This window comes from Micropruina sp., assembly GCF_027492755.1.
GTDB lineage: Bacteria > Actinomycetota > Actinomycetes > Propionibacteriales > Propionibacteriaceae > Micropruina.
Genome location: NZ_JAPUED010000107.1, coordinates 1 through 19,829 on the forward strand (window position 1 = coordinate 1; position 19,829 = coordinate 19,829).

Annotated in this window: 12 protein-coding genes; 5 read left to right on the forward strand and 7 right to left on the reverse strand. The window is 68.8% G+C overall.

All coding sequences use genetic code 11. From position 1 onward, the window contains the following. Positions 1-431 precede the first annotated feature (431 nt). Genes Q0066_RS07315 through Q0066_RS07325 form a run of 3 tightly spaced genes read left to right on the forward strand, consistent with a single transcriptional unit; the run spans position 432 to position 4,624 of the window. Positions 432-2,306, forward strand: coding sequence for a beta-glucoside-specific PTS transporter subunit IIABC (locus tag Q0066_RS07315; protein ID WP_298131585.1), 1,875 nt, complete (start codon positions 432-434; stop codon positions 2,304-2,306). Between the two features lie 34 nt (positions 2,307-2,340). Continuing rightward, complete coding sequence (locus tag Q0066_RS07320) at positions 2,341-3,744, forward strand: glycoside hydrolase family 1 protein (protein WP_298131587.1); 1,404 nt, start codon at positions 2,341-2,343, stop codon at positions 3,742-3,744. Positions 3,745-3,781: 37 nt separating this feature from the next. Continuing rightward, entirely contained in the window at positions 3,782-4,624 is an 843-nt protein-coding gene (locus Q0066_RS07325) for a PRD domain-containing protein (RefSeq protein WP_298131588.1), read from the forward strand. A gap of 1,157 nt (positions 4,625-5,781) precedes the next feature. Here Q0066_RS07325 and Q0066_RS07330 read toward each other — a convergent pair. The 5 genes from Q0066_RS07330 to Q0066_RS07350 form a co-directional block, all read right to left on the reverse strand. Next, positions 5,782-10,407 (reverse strand): hypothetical protein, encoded by a 4,626-nt coding sequence (locus tag Q0066_RS07330; protein WP_298131590.1) that lies wholly within the window; start codon positions 10,405-10,407, stop codon positions 5,782-5,784. Continuing rightward, a complete protein-coding gene (locus tag Q0066_RS07335) occupies positions 10,400-14,521 on the reverse strand; it encodes a hypothetical protein (protein WP_298131592.1) in 4,122 nt (1,373 codons plus the stop codon). Before Q0066_RS07335 ends, Q0066_RS07330 begins: the two co-directional genes overlap by 8 nt. Before the next feature lie 111 nt (positions 14,522-14,632). Next, positions 14,633-15,364, reverse strand: a complete 732-nt coding sequence (locus tag Q0066_RS07340; RefSeq protein ID WP_298131594.1) for an NTP transferase domain-containing protein — start codon at positions 15,362-15,364, stop codon at positions 14,633-14,635. A 278-nt stretch (positions 15,365-15,642) separates the two neighbouring features. Next, positions 15,643-16,158 carry a putative immunity protein gene (locus Q0066_RS07345; RefSeq protein WP_298131595.1) on the reverse strand — a complete coding sequence of 172 codons (516 nt, stop codon included), beginning with the start codon at positions 16,156-16,158 and terminating at the stop codon, positions 15,643-15,645. Then, positions 16,155-16,757, reverse strand: coding sequence for a putative immunity protein (locus Q0066_RS07350; RefSeq protein ID WP_298131597.1), 603 nt, complete (start codon positions 16,755-16,757; stop codon positions 16,155-16,157). The genes Q0066_RS07345 and Q0066_RS07350 overlap by 4 nt, the downstream gene beginning before the upstream one ends. An 89-nt stretch (positions 16,758-16,846) precedes the next feature. Between Q0066_RS07350 and Q0066_RS07355 the strand changes: the two genes are divergently transcribed. Then, positions 16,847-17,554: a MerR family transcriptional regulator gene (locus Q0066_RS07355; RefSeq protein WP_298131598.1), complete on the forward strand. Its 708-nt coding sequence runs from the start codon at positions 16,847-16,849 to the stop codon at positions 17,552-17,554. Between the two features lie 22 nt (positions 17,555-17,576). Here the strand turns inward: Q0066_RS07355 and Q0066_RS07360 are convergent, their stop codons facing one another. Then, positions 17,577-18,011, reverse strand: coding sequence for a molybdenum cofactor biosynthesis protein MoaE (locus Q0066_RS07360; RefSeq protein ID WP_298131599.1), 435 nt, complete (start codon positions 18,009-18,011; stop codon positions 17,577-17,579). Between the two features lie 51 nt (positions 18,012-18,062). Between Q0066_RS07360 and Q0066_RS07365 the strand changes: the two genes are divergently transcribed. After that, positions 18,063-18,734 carry an ElyC/SanA/YdcF family protein gene (locus Q0066_RS07365; protein WP_298131600.1) on the forward strand — a complete coding sequence of 224 codons (672 nt, stop codon included), beginning with the start codon at positions 18,063-18,065 and terminating at the stop codon, positions 18,732-18,734. 247 nt (positions 18,735-18,981) lie between these two features. Here Q0066_RS07365 and Q0066_RS07370 read toward each other — a convergent pair whose 3' ends face one another. After that, the gene (locus Q0066_RS07370) at positions 18,982-19,803 is read right to left on the reverse strand and encodes an aldo/keto reductase (protein ID WP_298131601.1); all 822 of its coding nucleotides are present in this window, start codon (positions 19,801-19,803) and stop codon (positions 18,982-18,984) included. Positions 19,804-19,829: the final 26 nt, after the last annotated feature.

Sequence of the window (19,829 nt, forward strand, 5' to 3'; positions counted from 1 at the left end):
GCGATACCCGCGACCCGCCGTCATCCCGGCGAACGCCGGGATCTCGATACGCGCCCACCGCTGGTTAAGCCTGTCGGAACCACCCGGCCACCCGGGGTCTCGACAAGCTCGACCAACGCGAGCCACCGCTGGTTGAGCTTGTCGAAACCCTTTGTCGGCGCGATGGCGTTGGAGGTCTCGACAAGCTCGACCAACGATCGTCGGCATGGCCTTGGTGGGAGATCCCGGATCAAGTCCGGGATGACGGCGCAGATCGGCAGACGAAGCGGGGCCGGACGCCGTCCGGGTTGCCCCGCGGGCGACGATTGGGCTACCTTCGAGGCGAAGATTGATTCTTCGTCAGGGTTGTTAGTCCGTAAGGACGCAAGGCCTGAGGCGTAAGCGCGCCTCAGGCCTTTTTTGTTGCCCTGATCCGGATAGGAGAGGAACACATGGCAGTGGACTTCGCGACCTTGGGCGACGACATCGTCGACGCCGTCGGAGGTCTGGGGAACATCAAGACGGCCCGGCATTGCGCGACCCGGCTGCGGCTGGAGCTGCGCGACGAGGACAAGGCCGCCACCGACAAGGTGAAGGGGCTCAAAGGTGTCCTGGCCGTGGTGCAGGCCGGCGGCCAGTACCAGGTGGTGATCGGCAACGATGTGCCCTTCGTCTACGCACGCATCGCCGAGCGCCTGGAGGGCGGCGGCGCCGTCGAGGAGGTCGAGGACAACTCGAACAAGAGCATCCTCAACAAATTCATCGACCTGGTCACCGGGCTGTTCCACCCGATCCTGTGGCCGCTGGCCGGCGCCGGCCTGTTCAAGGCGTTCGTCAGCATGTTCGCCACCTTCGGCTGGCTGAACACCGAGAGCACCGAGTACGTCGTTCTCAACGCTGCCTCGGACGCGCTGATCTACTTCCTGCCGCTGCTGCTGGCCATCTCGGCCGCGAAGCGGTTCAAGACCAACCAGTTCACCTCGATGGCGATCGCCGGTGCGCTGGTCTACCCGACCATCGTCGCGCTCACCTCAGCAGAGGGATCGTTGACCTTCTTCGGCATTCCGCTGGTGATCATGAGCTACACCAGCTCGGTCATCCCGATCATCGTCGGCGTCTGGGTGCAGGGCTACCTGGAGCGCTTCCTGCTGCGCACCCTGCCCGGCGCGATCCGCAACTTCACCACGCCACTGCTGTGCATGCTGATCATGGTGCCGCTGATCCTGCTGACCATCGGTCCGGCCACCACCATCCTCGCCAACGCCATCGCGGACGGCATCACCTGGCTGTTCCACGTCGCGCCCTGGCTGGCCGGCGCCCTGATGGGCGGCCTGTGGCAGGTCTTCGTGATCTTCGGCCTGCACTGGGGCTTCGTGCCGATCATGGTGCAGCAGTTGTCCACCGGCTACGCGATCATCACCGGTCCGCTGGCCGGCGCGGTACTGGCCCAGGCCGCCGCCACCTTCGCCGTCTGGATCCGCACCAAGGACCACGACACCAGGGAACTCGCCGGGCCGTCCGCCTTCTCGGGCTTCCTGTCCGGCATCACCGAGCCGGGCATCTACGGCGTGAACCTGCCCCGCAAGCTGCCGTTCTACTTCGGCATCGCGGGCGGTGCGATCGGTGGCGTCTTCGCCGGTATCGCGGGCGCCGGCACCACCACGTTCGTGTTCCCGTCGCTGATCGCACTTCCCGCCTATCTGTCCACGCCGAACCTGCCGCTGTTCTTCATCGGCCTGGCGCTGTCGATGGCGATCGGCTTCCTCGGCACGCTGTTCTGGGGTGTGAAGGATCCCGCTCCGGTGGCGGCGTCCGAGGCTGCTGAGGTTCCCGCCGAGGCCGCTGCGGCGTCCGCGCCGGCCACCGTCGGCACGGAGGTGATCGTCCGTTCACCGATGGACGGCACCCTGGTCGCCATCGGCGACGTCCCCGACCCGGTCTTCGCCAGTGGCGCGATGGGCGCGGGCATCGGTGTCGAGCCGACGTCCGGCACCGTCTATTCGCCGGTCACCGGCACCATCATCGTGACCATGGGTTCCGGCCATGCCTACGGCATCCGGACCGATGAGGGCGTCGAGGTGCTCGTCCACGTCGGTATCGACACCGTCAACATGAAGGGCGAGGGTTTCGAGCCGAAGGTGGCCCAGGGTGACCGGGTCAACGCCGGCGACGTGCTGGTCGAGGTCGACCTGGGCAAGATCACCCAGGCCGGATACTCGACCACCACGGTGGTGATCATCACCAACACCGCCACGCAGAAGGGTGTCGCCCCGGGTTCGATGGGCGCCGTCACCCACGACGACACCGCGCTGATCGTCACGGTCTGACCGCAAGCGACAAAGGACAGGAGAGAATCAAACCATGAGCACGACGTTTCCGGACGGCTTCCTCTGGGGTGGCGGCACCGCCGCCAACCAGCTGGAGGGCGCGTACGACGCCGACGGCAAGGGTCCCTCGATCCAGGACGTGATGCCGCGCGGCATCGCGGCCCCGCCGACCGACGAACCCACCCCTGACAACCTCAAACTGGTCGGCATCGACCACTACCACCGCTACGCCGAGGACATCGCGCTGTTCGCCGAGATGGGCTTCACGGTGTACCGGTTCTCGATCGCCTGGAGCCGGATCTTCCCCAACGGCGACGAGGAGACCCCGAACGAGGAGGGCCTGGCCTTCTACGACCGGCTGCTCGACGAGCTGGAGAAGCACGGCATCGAGCCGCTGGTGACGATCAGCCACTACGAGACCCCGCTGCACCTGGCCAAGACCTACAACGGCTGGGTCGATCGCCGGATGATCGGGTTCTACGAGCGCTACGCCCGCACCCTGTTCGAACGGTTCGGCAGCCGGGTGAAGTACTGGCTGACCTTCAACGAGATCAACTCGGTGCTGCACGCCCCGCTGATGTCCGGCGGCATCTGGACGCCGAAGGACCAGCTCAGCGAGGCCGACCTGTACCAGGCCATCCACCACGAACTGGTCGCGTCGGCGTCCGCGACGAAGATCGCCAAGGAGATCAACCCGGCCATCCAGGTCGGCTGCATGATCCTGGCCATGCCGATCTACCCGCTGACGCCCGACCCGGCCGATGTGCTGACGGTGATGCAGGCCGACCATGGCAACCTGGCGTTCAGCGACGTCCATGTTCGTGGGGCGTACCCGGGCTACTTCCTGCGCGCCCTGCGGGACAAGGGCATCGAGCTCGACATCACCGATGCCGACCGAGAGACCCTGACCAATACCGTCGACTTCGTCTCGTTCAGCTACTACATGAGCATCTGCGAGGCGGCGTCCGGCGGCGAGGTCGGCCAGGGCAACATCATGGGCGGCATCAAGAACCCGAAGCTGCCGGCGTCCGAATGGGGGTGGCAGATCGACCCGGTCGGCCTGCGGATCGTCCTCAACCAGTTCTGGGACCGGTGGGGCAAGCCGCTGTTCATCGTGGAGAACGGGCTCGGCGCGAAGGACGAACTGGTCGAGGTGGACGGCGTGCTGACCGTCGAGGACGACTACCGGATCGCCTATCTCAACGATCACCTGGTGCAGGTGCGTGAGGCGATCGCCGACGGCGTCGAGCTGATGGGCTACACCTGGTGGGGTCCGATCGACGTGGTCAGCGCGTCCACCGCGCAGATGTCGAAGCGCTACGGATTCGTCTATGTGGACCGCAACGACGACGGCAGCGGAACGCTGACGCGGTACCGCAAGAAGTCGTTCGGCTGGTACCGCGAGCTGATCGCCAGCAACGGTGCAACCCTGTCCTGACCAGGGCTGATACGAGGATTCGAAGGAGGTGGGCGCGATGAAGGTACTGCGGGTGTTCAACAACAACGTCGTGCTCACCCGTGACGAACTCGGACGCGAAGTGGTCGTCACCGGGCGGGGCGTGGGGTACCAGGCCCGGCCCGGTGACGCCATCGACGAGGCGCTGATCGCCCGCCGGTTCGTGCCGGCCGACAATCCCGATTCGGTGGCGAAGGTGATCGCCGACATCCCGATCGAACGGCTGGCACTGGTGGAGCGGCTGTTCACCGAGGCACTGCGCGAGCTGAACGCGGTGCTGCCGCCGCTGGCGATCGTCGCGGTGGCCGACCACATCCATCAGGCGATCGAACGGGTGCGGCGCGGTGAGGTGATGGAATACCCGCTGCGCGCCGAGGTGGCCCACCTGCACCCGGAGGAGCTTGAGGTCGCCGAGCACCTGCTGGCGAAGCTGAACCGTCAGATCGAGACTCCGCTGCCCAAGGGCGAGGCGATCGCGCTGGCGATGCACCTGTTCCACGCGGTGACCGGCAGCCCGAGCATGGAGCAGACCTTTCTGCAGTCCCGGTTGATCCGGCAGATCTTCGACATCATCGGGCAGGCCTACGGCGACGAGTTCGACCCCGATTCGATCGACGCCGCGCGTTTCGCCACCCACCTGCGGTACTTCTTCGCCCGTGCCCGGGCGGGCAAGCAGCTTTCCGGTGGCGCGCCGGCGGTCGCCGTCGTGGTCTCGGACAGCAACAGCCGGGCCTATCAACTGGCGCTGCGGATCAAAGCGGTGCTGGAACTGCGGCTGCAGCATCCGGTCACCACCGACGAGGTGGTCTACCTCACCATGCATGTGGCACGGCTCGAGACGGGCATGCGCACCCGGGCCTGAATTCTGTCGGCCGGTCTCGTCGACACCCTCGGTTGCCTCCGCTGATTGAGCTTGTCGAAATCCCTTGTCCCGTATGGGTCTCGACAGGCTCGACCGACGAGCGTTTTGATCCTGGACGTGCGGAGAGCCGGGTCGTGGACGCTCCTCCTGCGTCCTGACCCGGCTCGATCCGTCTTCACCGCTGTGAGCAGTTTCCCCCCGCCGTTTCCGCGTCCCCCCGAACGCGGTCCCGGTAGCTGCTGTGGCGGCTGGCCCCCCGACCTGAGAAGAACTCTGCCGGATCGTCCTCAACGGTTTGTAAAAGCAACCTCAAGGTGAGCCCAAGGTCCGGTCGGGATCGGGTCCACCCTCGGATACCGGTGGTCCCGGGCTTACCCGGGATCTCGTCCGGAGCGCTTGCTGGCTGTGGACCCCCCGGGAGATCCCGGCGTTCGCCGGGACGACGACAGCCATCTCGCCGGTCTCGCACGTCCGGTTCGCACGTCGGGGGACGGTTCTTCCGCGTTCGAGAATCGCACGCCGAAGAACCGTCCCCGGACATGCGAACCGAAAGGAACCGTCCCTGAACTGGAAGGGCACTGTTCCCGAGGCGGACGGGCTTGGCGGCGGCCGGCTGGATTGGAGCCGATGGGCGGTTTGCCGGGCGGCAGTGGCACGGGAGGGTGCCAGGCAGTTGAGGCGTGCGCCACGAGCGGGCGTCCGGACGTGCGGAGAGCCGGGTCGTGGACGCTCCTCCTGCGTCCTGACCCGGCTCGATCCGTCTTCACCGCTGTGAGCAGTTTCCCCCCGCCGTTTCCGCGTCCCCCCGAACGCGGTCCCGGTAGCTGCTGTGGCGGCTGGCCCCCCGACCTGAGAAGAACTCTGCCGGATCGTCCTCAACGGTTTGTAAAAGCAACCTCAAGGTGAGCCCAAGGTCCGGTCGGGATCGGCCCTGCCACCCGGCACAGGTCGTTCCAGGCTTGACCCCGGGATCTTCGTCCAGCGTGGTCAGTGAGTGCTGAGATCCCGGCGTTCGCCGGGATGACGACAACCCGTCAGCCGATCTCGCATGTCCGGGGACGGTTCTTCGGCGTGCGATTTTCGAATGTGGAAGAACCGTCCCCCGGCGTGCGATTTTCGAATCTGGAAGAACCGTCCCCGGGTGTGCGAGACCCCGGTCAGGGGGTGCCGAGTTCGAACTCGTCGGCATAGATCAGACGGTTTTCCCTTGTCGGGGTGCTGTTGGGATCGCCCAGGTTCTCGGGGTCGCCGACGAAGGTCTCCCATTCCTCGATCCGGACGCGGTGCGTGCCGGGGGTGGTAGGCCGGGTGAACGGCAGGCCCTCGGGGACGTCGAGCTCACCCGTCCAGACCAGGTTGGCCAGGGTGCCGGCGTAGCCGCGGACCACCAGATCGGTCTGGTCGACCGTCGTCCAGGCCAGGTCGGAGGTCTGGCCGGCGTCCCGGGTCTGCAGCTTGGCCCGCAGGACCCGGTTGGCGCCCACCAGCAGCGGGCTGTTCGCACCGCGCACCCCGCCGACCGCGGCCAAGCCGATCGGTGCGGTACCGACACCGGTGTCGTGCAGACCCACCGGTCCGCTGACCAGCACTCGCACCCGGCCCTCGGCCGTCCGGCTCACCGACGCCGTCCGCTCCGGCGGCACCTGGACGAAATCGCAGCGCACCGGCTTGGAGATGTGCCGTCCGGTCACGCTGTAGGGCTGGTAGCGCACCAGCGACAGCTGCACGAACGGCCAGAACCGGGCCGGAAAGCCGATGTCGGCGAACCACTTGTGCCGCTCCAGGCTGTACTGCGGCCGGTAGGGGATCACCATCACCTTGATGTTCGGATCGTCCGCGGACGGATAGATCTCCGGCTTCCCGGACGGCCCCGCGACCGAGTCGTAGTCGTCCAACCCGATCGCGCTGAGCAGATCGGTGACCTGGACGGCCTCCCGGTCGGCGACGTTGCTGCCGAACCAGAACGGATCGCCGCCCCACTGGCTGGTGAACGTGGTCGTCGGACGCTCGCCGACGGCCAGCACCACACCCAGCTGCTCGTCGGCACCGGTGGTGAACCAGGGCCGCTCCAGGTAGACCCGCACCCCGCTGCGGCGGACCCGGCGCCGGGCCATCGGCTGGTCAGGCTCGGCGCCCTCCTCCCAGCGGAACAGCGGGATCACCGAATGCACCAGCGGCGGGGCCGGCAGCGAGGTGTTCGGCACATGCAGCTCGATCTCGGCGCTGACCGTCGAGCGGCCGTCGTCGACCGGCAGCGCCGGATCGTCCGACGGCGCACTCGGTGCCAGTTCCTCGGGTGCGAAGTACTCCCGGAACCGGGTGGTCGCCCGGAGCCGGTAGCGCACCAGCCGATGCTTGGTGTCGCCGAACTCGTGCACCGCCCTGTGCGAGCGCACATGCCCGACCAGCTGGTCGTCGTAGGTCTGGTCCGGGTGCCCGCCGGCCAGGATCGCGATGTCCTCCCAGGGTTCGATCGCGGTGGTGGCAGCCACCTGCCGCTGGTTCGGCAACGTCTTCCACTGCGGGTCGGACAGGTCGTCGAGCACCTCGTCCCAGCGGGCGTCCACGATCAGCGAATCGGTGCTCGGGCCGTCCAGTTCGACACCGCCGAGCAGCATCACGTTGGTGGCGCTGGCCGCGCGGTAGATCCGGAAACCGATCGGTTCCGGCGCCCGGATCGGACGCGGCACCGCGTGCACCAGGGTGAGCGAGGTCGACGGGGTGAGCGCCCACAGCCAGCCGTTGACAGCCGCCTCGACGACGCCGGGCAGTTGGCGGACCGACTCGGGCAGCTGCAGCCAGGGGCCCAGCACGCCCAGGTCATCGGGGGTCAGCGTGGAGGAGACCCGGGTGCGCAATGCCGTGCCACGCGGCAGCGACAGGGTGATCAGGTGCGGCTCGACCCGCCCGGTCAGGTCGGCGGCGCCGTCCAGCACCAACCGGTAGCCGTCGGTCGACGGCCACGCGGACGGCGTATCCGCCGTGGCCAGGGCGCCCGGGTAGCGGGCGGTGAAGCCCTCCACGCCGAACGGCGGCACGATGGTGAACTCCTTGCCGGCGTCCGGGAACACGAAACCCAGCCCGCGCGCCAGCACGTCCGGCAGGTACGGGGTGTGCACCAGGTCGGTGTCGTGCACCACGTACTGTCCCGGCCCGGGCGCCTCACCGGCCGGCAGCGGCAGGGTTCTCAGCTCGGCGGGGGACGCCCCCGGCCCGTGCACGAGCTCCACGCCGTCCTGCGGGTCACGGATCGACGGATCGTCCAGCCGGGGCAGTTCCTGGTCGAACAGGGTGCCCGACTCACGGATCGCGGCGTGCAGCCACAGCGCGCGGACGCCGGCGTCGGCCGACCCGATCGCGGCGTCGAAGGCGCCGTGCTGCTCCGCCTCCAGTTGGCTGGTCTTGGGCGGCACCAGGTGTCTTTCGCAGGTCGCCCAGCGGCCCGGGTTGGCGTCCGCGTACTCCTGCGGGGTGCCCGTGCTCATCTTCAGGGTGGCCGGATCCTGGCTGACCCAGGAGCGGACCACCAACACCGCGTTGGACTCGCCCTCGGAGTACGGGCGGCGCGGCACCACCGCCGGCGGCGGCACCGGCTGCCAGCGCACGAACGGCAGTTCCGCCGAGATGGCGGCGGCTTCGGCGGTGGCGATCGGGTCGTTCAGCAGGTCGCGGTCGAGCGCCAGCCCCGAACGGATGACAGATGGGTTCAGCACGGCCGTCCCGGCCGGCGCCAACTCGTCGTCGGCGAGACCGGTGGCGAGCGCGCCGCGGACCTCGGCCAGTGGCGAGGCGACGGCGGCCTCGACCCGCTCGCCGCGAACCTCCTGCAGCCGTCCGACGATCTGCGGCAGCACCTCGGCCAGCCGTTGTCCCGCCGCCCCTTGTCCGGCTGTGATCGGCGGGGCGACCACAGCACCCTCGATCGGACGTTCCCGCAGCCGGCGCAGCGCTCCGCTGCGGAAGTCGCGCAGTCCGCTGAGATCGGCGCTGACTCGGACGGTAGGCTGAGCGTCGCCGTCACCGGGCGCACCCTCGTCCGGCAGGTCGGGGTCCGGCCGGGCCGGCCGCGCCCCGAACCGGTGCGGACGCGAGTTGCAGGCCAGGTCGACGCCCCAGACCCGGAAGCTGTACCGGCGTCCGAATCGCAGCCGGGGCAGCGTGCCCGGCGCCGCCGTCCGTTCGATCAGGATCGGCGTGGACGGATCGTCCGGCGGTTGCGGATCGGTGACCACCTTCTCCTCGCCGTCGGAATGCACCACCGGCAGGGCCGGACGGGGCGCCGACAGGCTCCAGCCGTCCCAGCCGAAGACCGCCTCGTGGACATGGATGGGCGAGTTGTCCTTGCCGGCGTGGGTGGGTGCCGACTCCTGCAGGAACGCCACGTCGTCGAAGGTCAGGTCGCGGCCGCCGATCACGTCGGCCTTCACCGTGACCTCGTGCAGCGAGCGCCACAAGCCGGTGACATCGTCGTGCACCTCGACCCGGACGCCCTGCATCACGTCCTCGGTGGTCATCAGCGGCGCGTTCGCCGCGGACTGGTTCGGCGGCTGGGCGCGGACGGTGTCGAGCACCGATCCCTGCCGCTCCATCGCGCCGGCGGTGGTCGCGCCGTTGTTCTTCCGGGCGACGGTGAAGCCGGTGGTGCGCAAAGCGGGGGGAGCGGCGTTGACCGGCGCGCCCTGCAGTGCGGCGGCCACGCTGCGCAGATACGACGACAGGTACTGCTCGGTCTTCAGCGCGGCGCCGTCCGGGTCGAGGTCGAGCAGATCGAACGAGTCGGCGTTGCCGACCGGCAGCCGTCCGTTGATCCATTGCGATTCGTTCTCGGCGCGGGTGACCAGCGCCCGGCCGACCCGACGGGTGGCGACCCGTACCACCTTGGTGGCGTCCTCGCGCTGCGGGATCAGGATGCGGCCGAGCAGCCACTGACTGCGCGCCAGCCGATCCGGGTCGGACTTCACATCGACCACCAAGCCGAGCTTGCGTTGCAGCGGCCCGTGGTCGTTGACCAGCGAGACCCGGGCGTGGAAGTCGGGAATCTGCTTCTCGGGCCCGGGCGGACCGGGATTGTCCGGCTCGGGGCGGTCGCGGTACTCGGTCTCCTCCTCGGGGTGGGAGTAGAAGCGCCGCGCCCGGTGCAGCTCCACCATGGTCTTCCCCATCGTGTCCCCGCCGGGGAAACCTGCCGCCAGATCCTGATTGCTGAAGTACTCCACGGGTGCGCCGACCTCGCGCAGCGGGATGCCTTCGCGGGTGGCGTGGTCCAGCGACTCGGTCATGCCCCGCTCGTAACGCGCGGCCAGGTCGAGCGGGTTGTAGCGTTGCCGCCCCACCTCGCCGCCGAACTGGGCGATGATGTCGGTGCCGTACCAGGGCAGCTGCTGCACGGTCGGCGGCTCGACACCGTTCACCAGGGTGGCCATCAGGTTCACCATCCGGGCGATGCCGGTGGTGGCGCCCGGGTGGAAGGTGCGCCAGGGCCGGTTGGTCCATTCGGGTGCCGTGAACGTCGTCACCGGTGTCTCAGCCGGGAAGACCTCCTCCCACAGGCCGTCCTCGATGGCGCCCAGCAGCGGCTCGCAAGCCAGCTCGCCGTCCTGGTCCTCGAGCACGAATCGGGCCTCGGCAAGGGCTTTCGTCCAGTGTTGGAACAGCTCGGTGACGGCCAAGGTGTCGCGCGGGTCGTCCACCTCGATATCGGGCGAGACGAAGAACGAGACGTGGAAATCGGCGCTCGGGCCGCACGAGTACGGCAGAGCGACGACGGTGAACTGTTCACGCATGATTCGGCTCCTCAGCGAAGGCCAGGCAGTAGTCGTCCCACAGCGGTGAGGTGAAGTCGGGTTGGACGCCCATCACCTCGGCGAAGCTCGGGTCGCCGTTGCTGCCGGCGAATTTGCGTTCGCACGAGACTTCGACCGACGCCGAGAAGCAGAACACCTTGACCTTGACGGTGATCACGGCCCGGCCGACCAGCTTGCCGCTGGGGAAGTCGTAGGTGAGCGAGAGGTAGAGCTCGATGGAGGCGCTGATCAGGCCCAGCACGTCCACCTCGCCGCGCAGCCGGAAGTAGGCGGTCAGCGAGCCTTTGTCGGCTTCCATGCGCAGGTAGATGCCGAGCGCGATCGACACCGAGCCGGACGCCACCCCCAGATTCACCGACAGATACGCCCCGGCCTCCAGCCCGAGCTCGAGCACCTCCAGGCCGCGCGGCGAAAGCCGGATGCCGAACCAGCCACCACCGCCCAGGCACATCACTGCCAGGTTGAACGGACGCTCCCGGGTGCAGAAGCCGAAGCCGACCGAGACGATGTCGCCCAGGAACGGCACCCGGACGTCGGCGGCCAGCGACATGTTCGACAGGCTGAACACGCCGATCGCCAGGTTCGGCAGCTCCAGGGTGAATCCGGCCACCACGCCGTCCGGGGCGACGTCGACGTAGGGCGGGTCGGAGAAGCCGTCCAGCGGGATCAGCTGCTTGATCCGTTCGACGAAGCTCAGGATGCCGACGAACTCGATGTTGCCGACGGCGGCGTCCACCTCGACCTTGCCGGAGCTACCCGCCTTGAACGACAGGTGGTCGAACGGCAGCTTCATCATCGGCTCGCCCGGCGGCAGGATCAGCCCGAAACCACGCAGCTCGGCGAGCACCTCCGCCTTGGGATGCGCACCGGCCTGGCCCTCCACGGCCAGGGTGAGGCCCTTCTTGGGCAGGGTCAGGATCGGGGCGTCCTTCGGCCAGGACTGCAGCGTGGGCTGCCACTTGAACGAGAACCGGGCGTCGGTGACGGCGGTCGCGATGCCCTGGACGAAATCGATCACCGACTGCACCATCTCGACGTCGGTGGCCGCGGTGCGCAGCGCGGTGACGAGCGCGGTGAGCCGGTTCTTCGCCAGCGGGGTCAGCTTGGCAGCCGCGACCTCGACCGCGGTCAGCGCGTTGGCCAGGTTGGTGAGCGCGGCAGCGAGTTTGCCCGGTGCCGCGGTGAGATCGCCGGGAGCGTCGATGATCGCCTGCAGCACGCCGTCGGCAGCGGTGATCACCGGGTTGACCAGGTCGGCCGCGCTGTTGGCGGCGTCGGTGGCCTTGGCGAGCACCTCGTTGGCCAGCCCGTCGCGACCCTGCGCGATCAGGCCCTTGGCGGTCTCCTTCGCCTGGGCGAGCGCGGCCTGGGTCTGCTCGGCGGAGTCTTCGACGGTCTGCTTGAGTTCCTTGAGGTCGGCCATCAGCGCCTCGACCTTGGCCAGCGACTCGGTGACCAGGGACGGCGCGTCGTCGAGATTGACGCCGGCGGCCTCCAGGATGTCGATCAGCGAGACGAAGCCGAACAGCTTGGGCAGCGCGTTCTTCAGGAACTCCTTCGGATTGAAACCGCCGGACGCCGTGGTGGCCAGGTCACCGACCGGACCCGCGCTGCGGGACAGCCCCTCGATCGGCAACGACGGCGCGATGAAGCCGCCGGCGCCGCCGCTGGAGGCACCGTCCTTGCCGAAGCCGAGCGTGGTCGGGGTGGTCAGCGCCGCCCACAGTTGCCCCGGGTTGCCGGCACCGAAGCCGTGCTGCAGCCAGGCGTCCGCGTAACCGAACTCCTGAGGGCCGGTCGGGTTCATCCGTTCGACGGCCGGAATGGTCGATCGGCCCTTCACGAAGGACGGCACCGCGGTGCCCACCTGCGGCGTCCCGGTGAAGGTCAGCCCGACGGTCGGCACCGAGGTGTCCTTGCCTCCTGGCTCGGACGGCACGAACGAGATGCTCTGGCCCAGGCCGTTGATCTCGGGGGTGCCGGCGTAGGCGTCCTTCGGATTCCCGTGCGGCCACGGTGCGTGGTAGTGCTCGGCGACCCAGACCAGCTGGGCCGGCAGCTTCACCTGGCGATCGTCGCGGTCGACGCAGTGCAGGACGAAGTGGAAGGGCTGATCGCCGACCTCGACCAGAAAGAACCAGTCCTGCTGAGCAGCCGGGTCCGGGGACAGCGTGGGCGTGATCGTCGGGGTGATCTCGACCCGTTTGAACGGCATGTCGAGCGCCGAATAGGTTTTCACCGGTTCGCCGACGACCAGGAATTTGCGCTGGTAGAGGCCGGCGCGCGGGTTGGTCTTGTCCTTGATCTTGCGTTCGGTGACCTTCACCATGGTCGCCCGATGGCCGAACGGGAACAGGTAGCCGGGGTAGGCGACCCGGACGTACTGGTCGCGTCCCATCGGTGCCTCGTGGTCCCAGGACAGGATGGACGCCATTCCGGGTTGCTGCTGCGACCAGGGCAGCGTCAACCATTGGCCGTGCAGGTCGAGCCAGGCTCCCAGGCTGGACAGGTACAGCCGGGTGGCCTCGAACGGTGTCGGGTCGGTGATCTTGCGGCGGTTCCGGGCCCAGGTCTCCGACGACTGCCGGACCAGCATGTGCCGGTCCTTGGAATCCAGCGACATCCGGAACGGCTGGTCGTCGTGCCCGAACTCGGTGGTCGACCAGTCCGGGAAGCGCTCCCTGTCGCGGGCCCAGAGGGCCCGCATGGTTTGCGGAACCTCGTCGACCTTGCCGTCGGCACGGCGGCCGAGCCGGGTGTGCCACAGTTCGATCGCGGTGTCGGAGGCGTCGGGCACGGGCTGGTTGGCGTGTGTCCAGCCGCTGTCGGCCGACGGCGAGATGGCCAGCCGATAGGGCGCCTCGATGGAGGTCTCGCCGAGACCCGCCGGACGGCTCAGCTTCTGCGGGTTGCGGAAGATCGGCGGCATCCGGTCGACGGGGATCCGCCAATCGGTGACCAGCTCCTTGATCGGAGTGCGCGGATCCGGGCCGCCGAGGGCTGCCCGGACCTGCGCCAGCGTCCGGGCCAGCTGAGCGACACCGGCGACCGTATTGGCAGGATGGATCTCGTCGGCCGCTGCCGGCGGCGCGGCCGCGGAGTTCAGCAGGCCACCCTCGATCAGCACCTTCAGCTTGCCCGGGTCGAGCAGGATCAGCGCACCGCCGGCGTACGGTTCGCCCGGGGTGGCCAGCGGGTGGACGGCCATCGGATGGGTCTCCAGGGCGTCGAGGAAGGCAGCGGTGCTGACCTCGATGGTCGTCCCGGCCGGAACCTGGACGACGACCCGGCTGGCGCGGGCGGGAATACCCCTGACGATCGGCGGCAGGGCGACGGCGGTGCCGGTGATCTTGGCCGGTGGCTGCTCGGGATGGTTTTCGTTCGGGACGGGCATGTCCTCGCCCGCTTCGCCGTCGTAGACGGCCTCCTCGCCGAGGTGCTGGAAGGGCAGGGTGAAGATCAGCAGACCGGGTCCTGGTTCGCGCGCGGTCAGCACGCCCGCGTCCAGGTCGAAGCCGCTGGTGCTGACGATCAGCGAGACCAGATCGGCCGACCGGATCACCTCGAAGCTGTGCTCGACCTCGATCTGCTGCGCCGGTGGGACGGCCAGGTCGCCCAGGTCGGGGAGGTGAATGGGTGTTCGCCAGATCGGGTCGAGCTTGTCGATCGGGATCCGGGGATCGAGGACCGGACGGGTGATGACCGGTGTGAGACCGCCGATAGGTAGGCGTTCGACGCGGCGCGGATCGAGCGGCCGCTCTCCGCCGACCGGGCGCTCCCGATCGGGGATCCGCTCGACGGGGATGCGCTCGATGGGTTGGTTCTCGATCGGCTGCCGCCCGATCGGCTGCCGCCCGATCGGCTGCCGCCCGATCGGGGTGCGCTCGATCGGGGTGCGCTCGACCGGGCGGGTGCCGCCGATGGGGTGATCAAGGCGTACCTTCCCGCCGCTCGGGGGAGGGGGCTGTTCCGGCTCAGCGGGCCGGCGCTTCGTCGCGGACGCGGCGATCTCTGCGGACGCGGCAGCGTCCACGCGCGTGGCCTTCGCCTTGCGCTTCAGGTTCTTGCCGGGCAGTTCGGTCGATCCGGACACGGTGACCTCCTCCGGAGTGCGGTCCAGCTGTCAGTCTTGACTGCTTTCCGGCCGCTAGCCACGGGAAGAATTGCGTAGTATCGCTCGGTCGTTCGGCCACTCCGGGAGACGTCAGGAGATGCCGGCTGCCGCCGCCTCGTCCGGGGTGTCGACGTCGGCGGCGATCTCCGGTGCGGGAATGTGCCGGACGTTCAGCCCCGCCATCAGACGACGCACCGAGAGTGACCGAGTGGCGCCGGCCGCGGCCAGCTGCGCGTCAAGTGCCGCCCGGCGATAGCGGGCAGCCAGATACTGCGGGTAGCTCTCCGCATCCACCAGGCAGACGCAGTCGACGGCGCCCTGTTGGTTTGCCGTTCGTTGGTCGAGCGTGTCGAGCCCCCGCTGCGGGTCTGCCGTCCGTTGGTCGAGCGTGTCGATACCTTTGCCGGCCGGTTTCGACTCCTGGTCGGTCGAGCTTGTCGAAGCCTCGGTTGCTGCTTCGGTTTCGACAAGCTCAACCAGCGGTGCGGCGTCCAACAGTGCCACGATTTCGCCCACATGCGGCAGGTCGCAGGCCAGCAGCAGCACCTCGTCGCCGGGCTCCGCGGGCGGGAGCGCTGCCATCCCGGCGGCAATGCCGGCCACCGGACCACCGAAGGGCGGATCCTCCAAAGTGCACGTCACGTGATCGGCACCGACGTCGTGAGGGAGGTCGGGAGTGACGGCGATGATGAGCTCGCGCTCCGCGCAGGCCTCCACGGCACGCGCCAGCAGGGAACGGCCGCGCAAGGTGAGGGCGCGCTTGTCCCGACCCATCCGGGCCGAGCGCCCGCCGCCCAGGATGATCGCGAATCGGCGCTGCATCGGGTCAGCGTAGACGGTCGACGACGACGGATTGGCGAACAAGGATCCGGATCGGGCTGGTCTGTTCCGGCCCGATCCGGATACCTATGCGGGCGCGGGGCGGACGGGCCGCTTTGCCGGGAGTGCCCCGCATGAGGGACCCCGGCGTTGGCCGGGATGACGACCGCTCCTGTCGGCCACCCCCGTCGCGGAGCGAGTTCTGTCGCCGGCACCGGTGTGCGTCATCCCGGGCTTGCCCCGGGATCTCCGTCGCAGCTCGCCAGCCGTAGCCGACCGCGTCAGCAGTCGAAGACCGACCAGCAGATGCCATTGCGCAGCCGCTGATCATCAAGCACCAGGTCGCGGATACCGTCCGGAAGCTGCTCACGCTGCCAGCGGCACTCCGCCCGTCCGAGCTCGTCGGCACGGTCCAACGGCGCGGCGGCCCGGACGGCCTTGATCGCATAGGCGGCCGCCCCCAACTCATGCGCGGCGACATGTGCGACCGCGCCCGCCTGGCCGGCGGCGTAGGCGGCGAATCGGGGCGCACCACGCAGGTCGCGGGCCGCACCCATCGCGTGCCCACCCGCCGCGCGGGACTGCATCATCGGCACCTCGCCGCGGGTCCAGGCCCGGATGTGTTCGATCGCCTGACGTGGCCTTGGGTCGTCCGACCGGACCGTTTCGAACAACGGCAGTACATGCTCGGCGCAATCGGCCGCCCACAACGCCAGCAGCCGATGATCGGGGTCGGTCAGGGTGCCGCCGCGGCGAATTGTGATGAAGCGCGGATCGCGAACCGTGGGCAGAATCATCGGCCGGCCACCGCGTCCGGGTCGACAGCCGAGCTTCCCTCGGCGGCCCGGCCATCGGCGCGCAGTAGGTCGTCCAGGCGACGCATCAACCGGGCGATCCGGCTCCGTCCGGCGGCGGCGGTGGGGTATCGGCTGAGCACGTCGATCAGTAGGGGTGTGGCCGATCGGCGTGATCGTTCCAGTCGAGCGTCAGCCAGCGCCGGGTCTCCGCCACCCGCCAACTCGCAGAGGTGTGCGGCAGTGGCGGAGGCGCGCAGGATGTGGCCCACCTGGGCCGCGTCGGCGATCGGATGCAGATAGGCGGCGGACGCGGCGTCGCCGGCGCTGCGGGCGGCAAGTCGCGCGATCTCGGACGGGGCAGATCGGGCGGCGCGGTGCGCGTCCAGTGCGGTCACCCGCTGCAGCTTCGTCCGGGCGGCACCCTCGGCGAAGCGGTGGGCGGCCTCGATCGCTGCGCAAGGACGTGGATCGTCAGGGACCGCCGCCTCGAACATCGGCAGGACATCGATGGCGTCCGCCAGGACGTAGCGCGCCACCTCTCGCAGTTCGTCCATGGCCAACTCGAAATCGCCGGAGACGATGCTTCTGTCCGATGTCATGTTCCTGAATCGTATCCTTGAAGATTTGGTAGAGGATTTATCGTCACGCTACGCAGGCGTGTCCTCACACAACCTCAACAGGAGGTCAGATGCGGCCGGTGGATCTGGCTCGGCGGCACCAGCTCTCGACGCAGGCCGTCCGCAACTACGAAGATGCCGGCATCCTTCCGGCGGCGCGACGAACCCGTACCGGACACCGGCAATACAGCGAGGTGCATCTGACCGGCTTGGCGGCCTATCTGGCGTTGGTCAGCGCGTACGGCCCGGCGCGGAGTCGTCAGATCATGCAGGCGATCACCGCCGGGCGACGCGATGCCGCGCTGGAACTTGTCGAGGCGGGCCAGCAGTTGCTGAGCCGCGACCGTGACACCTTGCGCAGTGCGGAGGCGGCACTGGCCGGCCTTGACGGACTCGATGAGGACGTCGCGATACCGGTCGTCGGCGCAGTGTTCAGCATCGGCGAACTGGCTCGCCGCCTCGGGCTCAATCCGGCCACCATGCGCGCCTGGGAGCGAGCCGGCGTGTTGACTCCCGGACGGGATCCGCGCAGCGGGCACCGCCGGTACGGAGCCTCGGACGTGCGGGATGCCGAGTTGGCGCACCTGCTCCGTCGTGGCGGACAACCGCTGGACGGCGTTGCCGTCGTCCTGGCGGAGTTGCGTGGTGCGGGGAGCCGAGGCGCTTTGGCGGCGACCGTCGAGGAATGGCGGCGCGACCTCCGGCTTCGCGGCATCGCGCAATTGCGGGCCGCCGGAAAGCTCGCCGACTACATCGACGCCTTGGACCAACCGGGCTGATTTCCCGGGCCCGCGAGGACTGCTACGGGCAGTTCGACCACTCGGCGGTGCCGTCGGTGAACAGCTGCCGCTTCCAGATCGGCAGGCGTTCCTTGATCCGGTCGACCAGGTCGGAGCAGGTGCTGAACGCCTGGGCGCGATGGGAGGCGGACACGGCCGCCACCAGGGCCAGGTCACCGATCGTCAACGTGCCGACTCGATGCTCGACGGCGATCGCGTGGACGCCGTCGCGTCCGGTGAACTCCGCGGCGACCTCGGCGAGCACGGCGTCCGCGCTCGGGTGGCCGACGTACTCGATGCCGGTGACGCTGCGGCCGTGATCGTGGTCGCGGACCACGCCGGTGAAGGTGACGGTGGCGCCGGCCCGGTCGTCGGTCACCAGTGCGGCGAGACCGACGACGTCCAACGGTTGATCGCGGACGGCGGTCGCCGCTACCCGGGCTGGTGAGGTGGTCATCCCGGCGATTCTATGCCCGGCCCCAGTGCGGATGCTGCGTAGCATCGCGGCATGACAGCTGGCTCCGGAAGCGCGCTCGGACGGTTCGTGGGCCGGCTGGCCGCGGTGGGTGCGCTGCTCGGCGCGGCGCTGATCGTCGTGCCGGCCTGGTACGTCCGAAGGGTCAGCGACGATCGGATGAAGAGCATCGACGACGTGCCCGCGCAGCCGGTGGCGCTGGTGCTGGGTGCCGAGGTGTATGCCGACGGGCAGCCGTCGCGGTACCTGCGGGCCCGGCTGGACGTGGCCCGTGAACTGTTCGACGCCGGCAAGGTCGAGGCGATTCTGGTCTCCGGTGACGGTACCCGGCACTACAACGAGACCGGCGGCATGCGCGACTACCTGATCGCCCACGGAGTGCCCGCGCGCCGCATCGCGGGCGACTACGCCGGCTTCGACACCTACGACTCGTGCGTGCGCGCCAGGAAGGTCTTCGGCGCGACCCGGGTGATCGTGGTGAGCCAGAGTTATCACCTGCCCCGCGCGCTGACCATCTGCCGGGCGATCGGCCTGGACGCCTGGGGCGTCGGTGACGACAGCGTCCGGAGCAACCAGGAGATGTGGTCCTACGGCACCCTGCGCGAACTCGGTGCCAACCTCAAGATGATGTGGGATCTGGTGAGTCGGCGCCGACCCGTCCTCGGACCCCACGACGACTCCCTCGACCGTGCGCTGCAGTCCTGAATCGGACGCCGCCGTCGTTGGTCGAGCTTGTCGAGACCCCTTTCCACCACTCGCTGGTGCCAGTCATGAGCGTTGCCGCCAGCCGACGAACACGGCTCGGCCACCGTCGGTCGAGCTTGTCGAGACCTCGCTGCCAGCCGACGAACACGGCTCAGCCTCCGTCGGTCGAGCTTGTCGAGACCTCTCTGACGGCGCGTCCTCGGTCTCGACAAGCTCGATCAGCGGTGGGGTCGATAAGCGGCTGAGTTCAGCGCCGATTCATGGTCTCCGGGTTGGAGCCGACCCGGTTGCCGGAGTCCACGCCGTCGATCGCGGTCATGTCATCGGCGGACAGTTCGAAGTCGAAGATGTCCGCGTTCTCGCGCAGCCGTTCGGGGCTGGAGGCCTTCGGGAAGACGATGATGCCGCGCTGAATGTGCCAGCGCAGGATCACCTGGGCGGGCGTCCGGCCGAGTCGTTCGGCAATGCCGACGATCACCGAGTCGTCCAGGTCGGCGCGGCGTCCGAGCGGGCTCCACGCCTCGGTGACGATGCCCAGGCTGGTGTTGAAGTCGACCAGTTCGAACTGCGCGAGGCTCGGGTGCACCTCGATCTGGTTCACCGCGGGGACGATGTTGCCGGCATCGAGCAGCCGCTCCAAGTGCTGTTGATGGAAGTTCGAGACACCGATCGAGCGGGTCAGCCCCTGCGCCTGCAGTTGCTCCATGCTCTGCCAGGCCTCCACGTAGGTGTCGAACTGCGGCGCCGGCCAGTGGATCAGGTACAGGTCGACCTGGTCCAGCCCCAGCTTCTCCAGCGACTCGGCCAGCGCGGCGGGGGCGTCCGTCTGCCGGTTGTTCCACAGCTTGGTGGTGACGAAGATCTCGTCGCGCGGAATACCGGACTCGGCGATCGCTTCGCCGACCTCGCGCTCGTTGCGGTAGATGGCGGCGGTGTCGATGTGCCGATAGCCGTTGGCCAGGGCGAACGCCACGTGCTCTTTGGTCTCCTCCGGCGGCATCAGGAAGACGCCGAGGCCGAACTGGGGAATGCGGTTGCCGTCGTTGAGGGTGATGGTGGGAACGCTCACGTTGCTCCTCGATCGGGTGTGTGCGG

Coding starts and splice junctions, on each gene's coding strand:
- Q0066_RS07330 (WP_298131590.1), bottom strand. CDS start 10,407: ATGCGTGAACAGTTCACCGTCGTCGCTCTGCCGTACTCGTGCGGCCCG.
- Q0066_RS07350 (WP_298131597.1), bottom strand. CDS start 16,757: ATGACATCGGACAGAAGCATCGTCTCCGGCGATTTCGAGTTGGCCATG.
- Q0066_RS07325 (WP_298131588.1), top strand. CDS start 3,782: ATGAAGGTACTGCGGGTGTTCAACAACAACGTCGTGCTCACCCGTGAC.
- Q0066_RS07345 (WP_298131595.1), bottom strand. CDS start 16,158: ATGATTCTGCCCACGGTTCGCGATCCGCGCTTCATCACAATTCGCCGC.
- Q0066_RS07355 (WP_298131598.1), top strand. CDS start 16,847: ATGCGGCCGGTGGATCTGGCTCGGCGGCACCAGCTCTCGACGCAGGCC.
- Q0066_RS07365 (WP_298131600.1), top strand. CDS start 18,063: ATGACAGCTGGCTCCGGAAGCGCGCTCGGACGGTTCGTGGGCCGGCTG.
- Q0066_RS07360 (WP_298131599.1), bottom strand. CDS start 18,011: ATGACCACCTCACCAGCCCGGGTAGCGGCGACCGCCGTCCGCGATCAA.
- Q0066_RS07315 (WP_298131585.1), top strand. CDS start 432: ATGGCAGTGGACTTCGCGACCTTGGGCGACGACATCGTCGACGCCGTC.
- Q0066_RS07340 (WP_298131594.1), bottom strand. CDS start 15,364: ATGCAGCGCCGATTCGCGATCATCCTGGGCGGCGGGCGCTCGGCCCGG.
- Q0066_RS07320 (WP_298131587.1), top strand. CDS start 2,341: ATGAGCACGACGTTTCCGGACGGCTTCCTCTGGGGTGGCGGCACCGCC.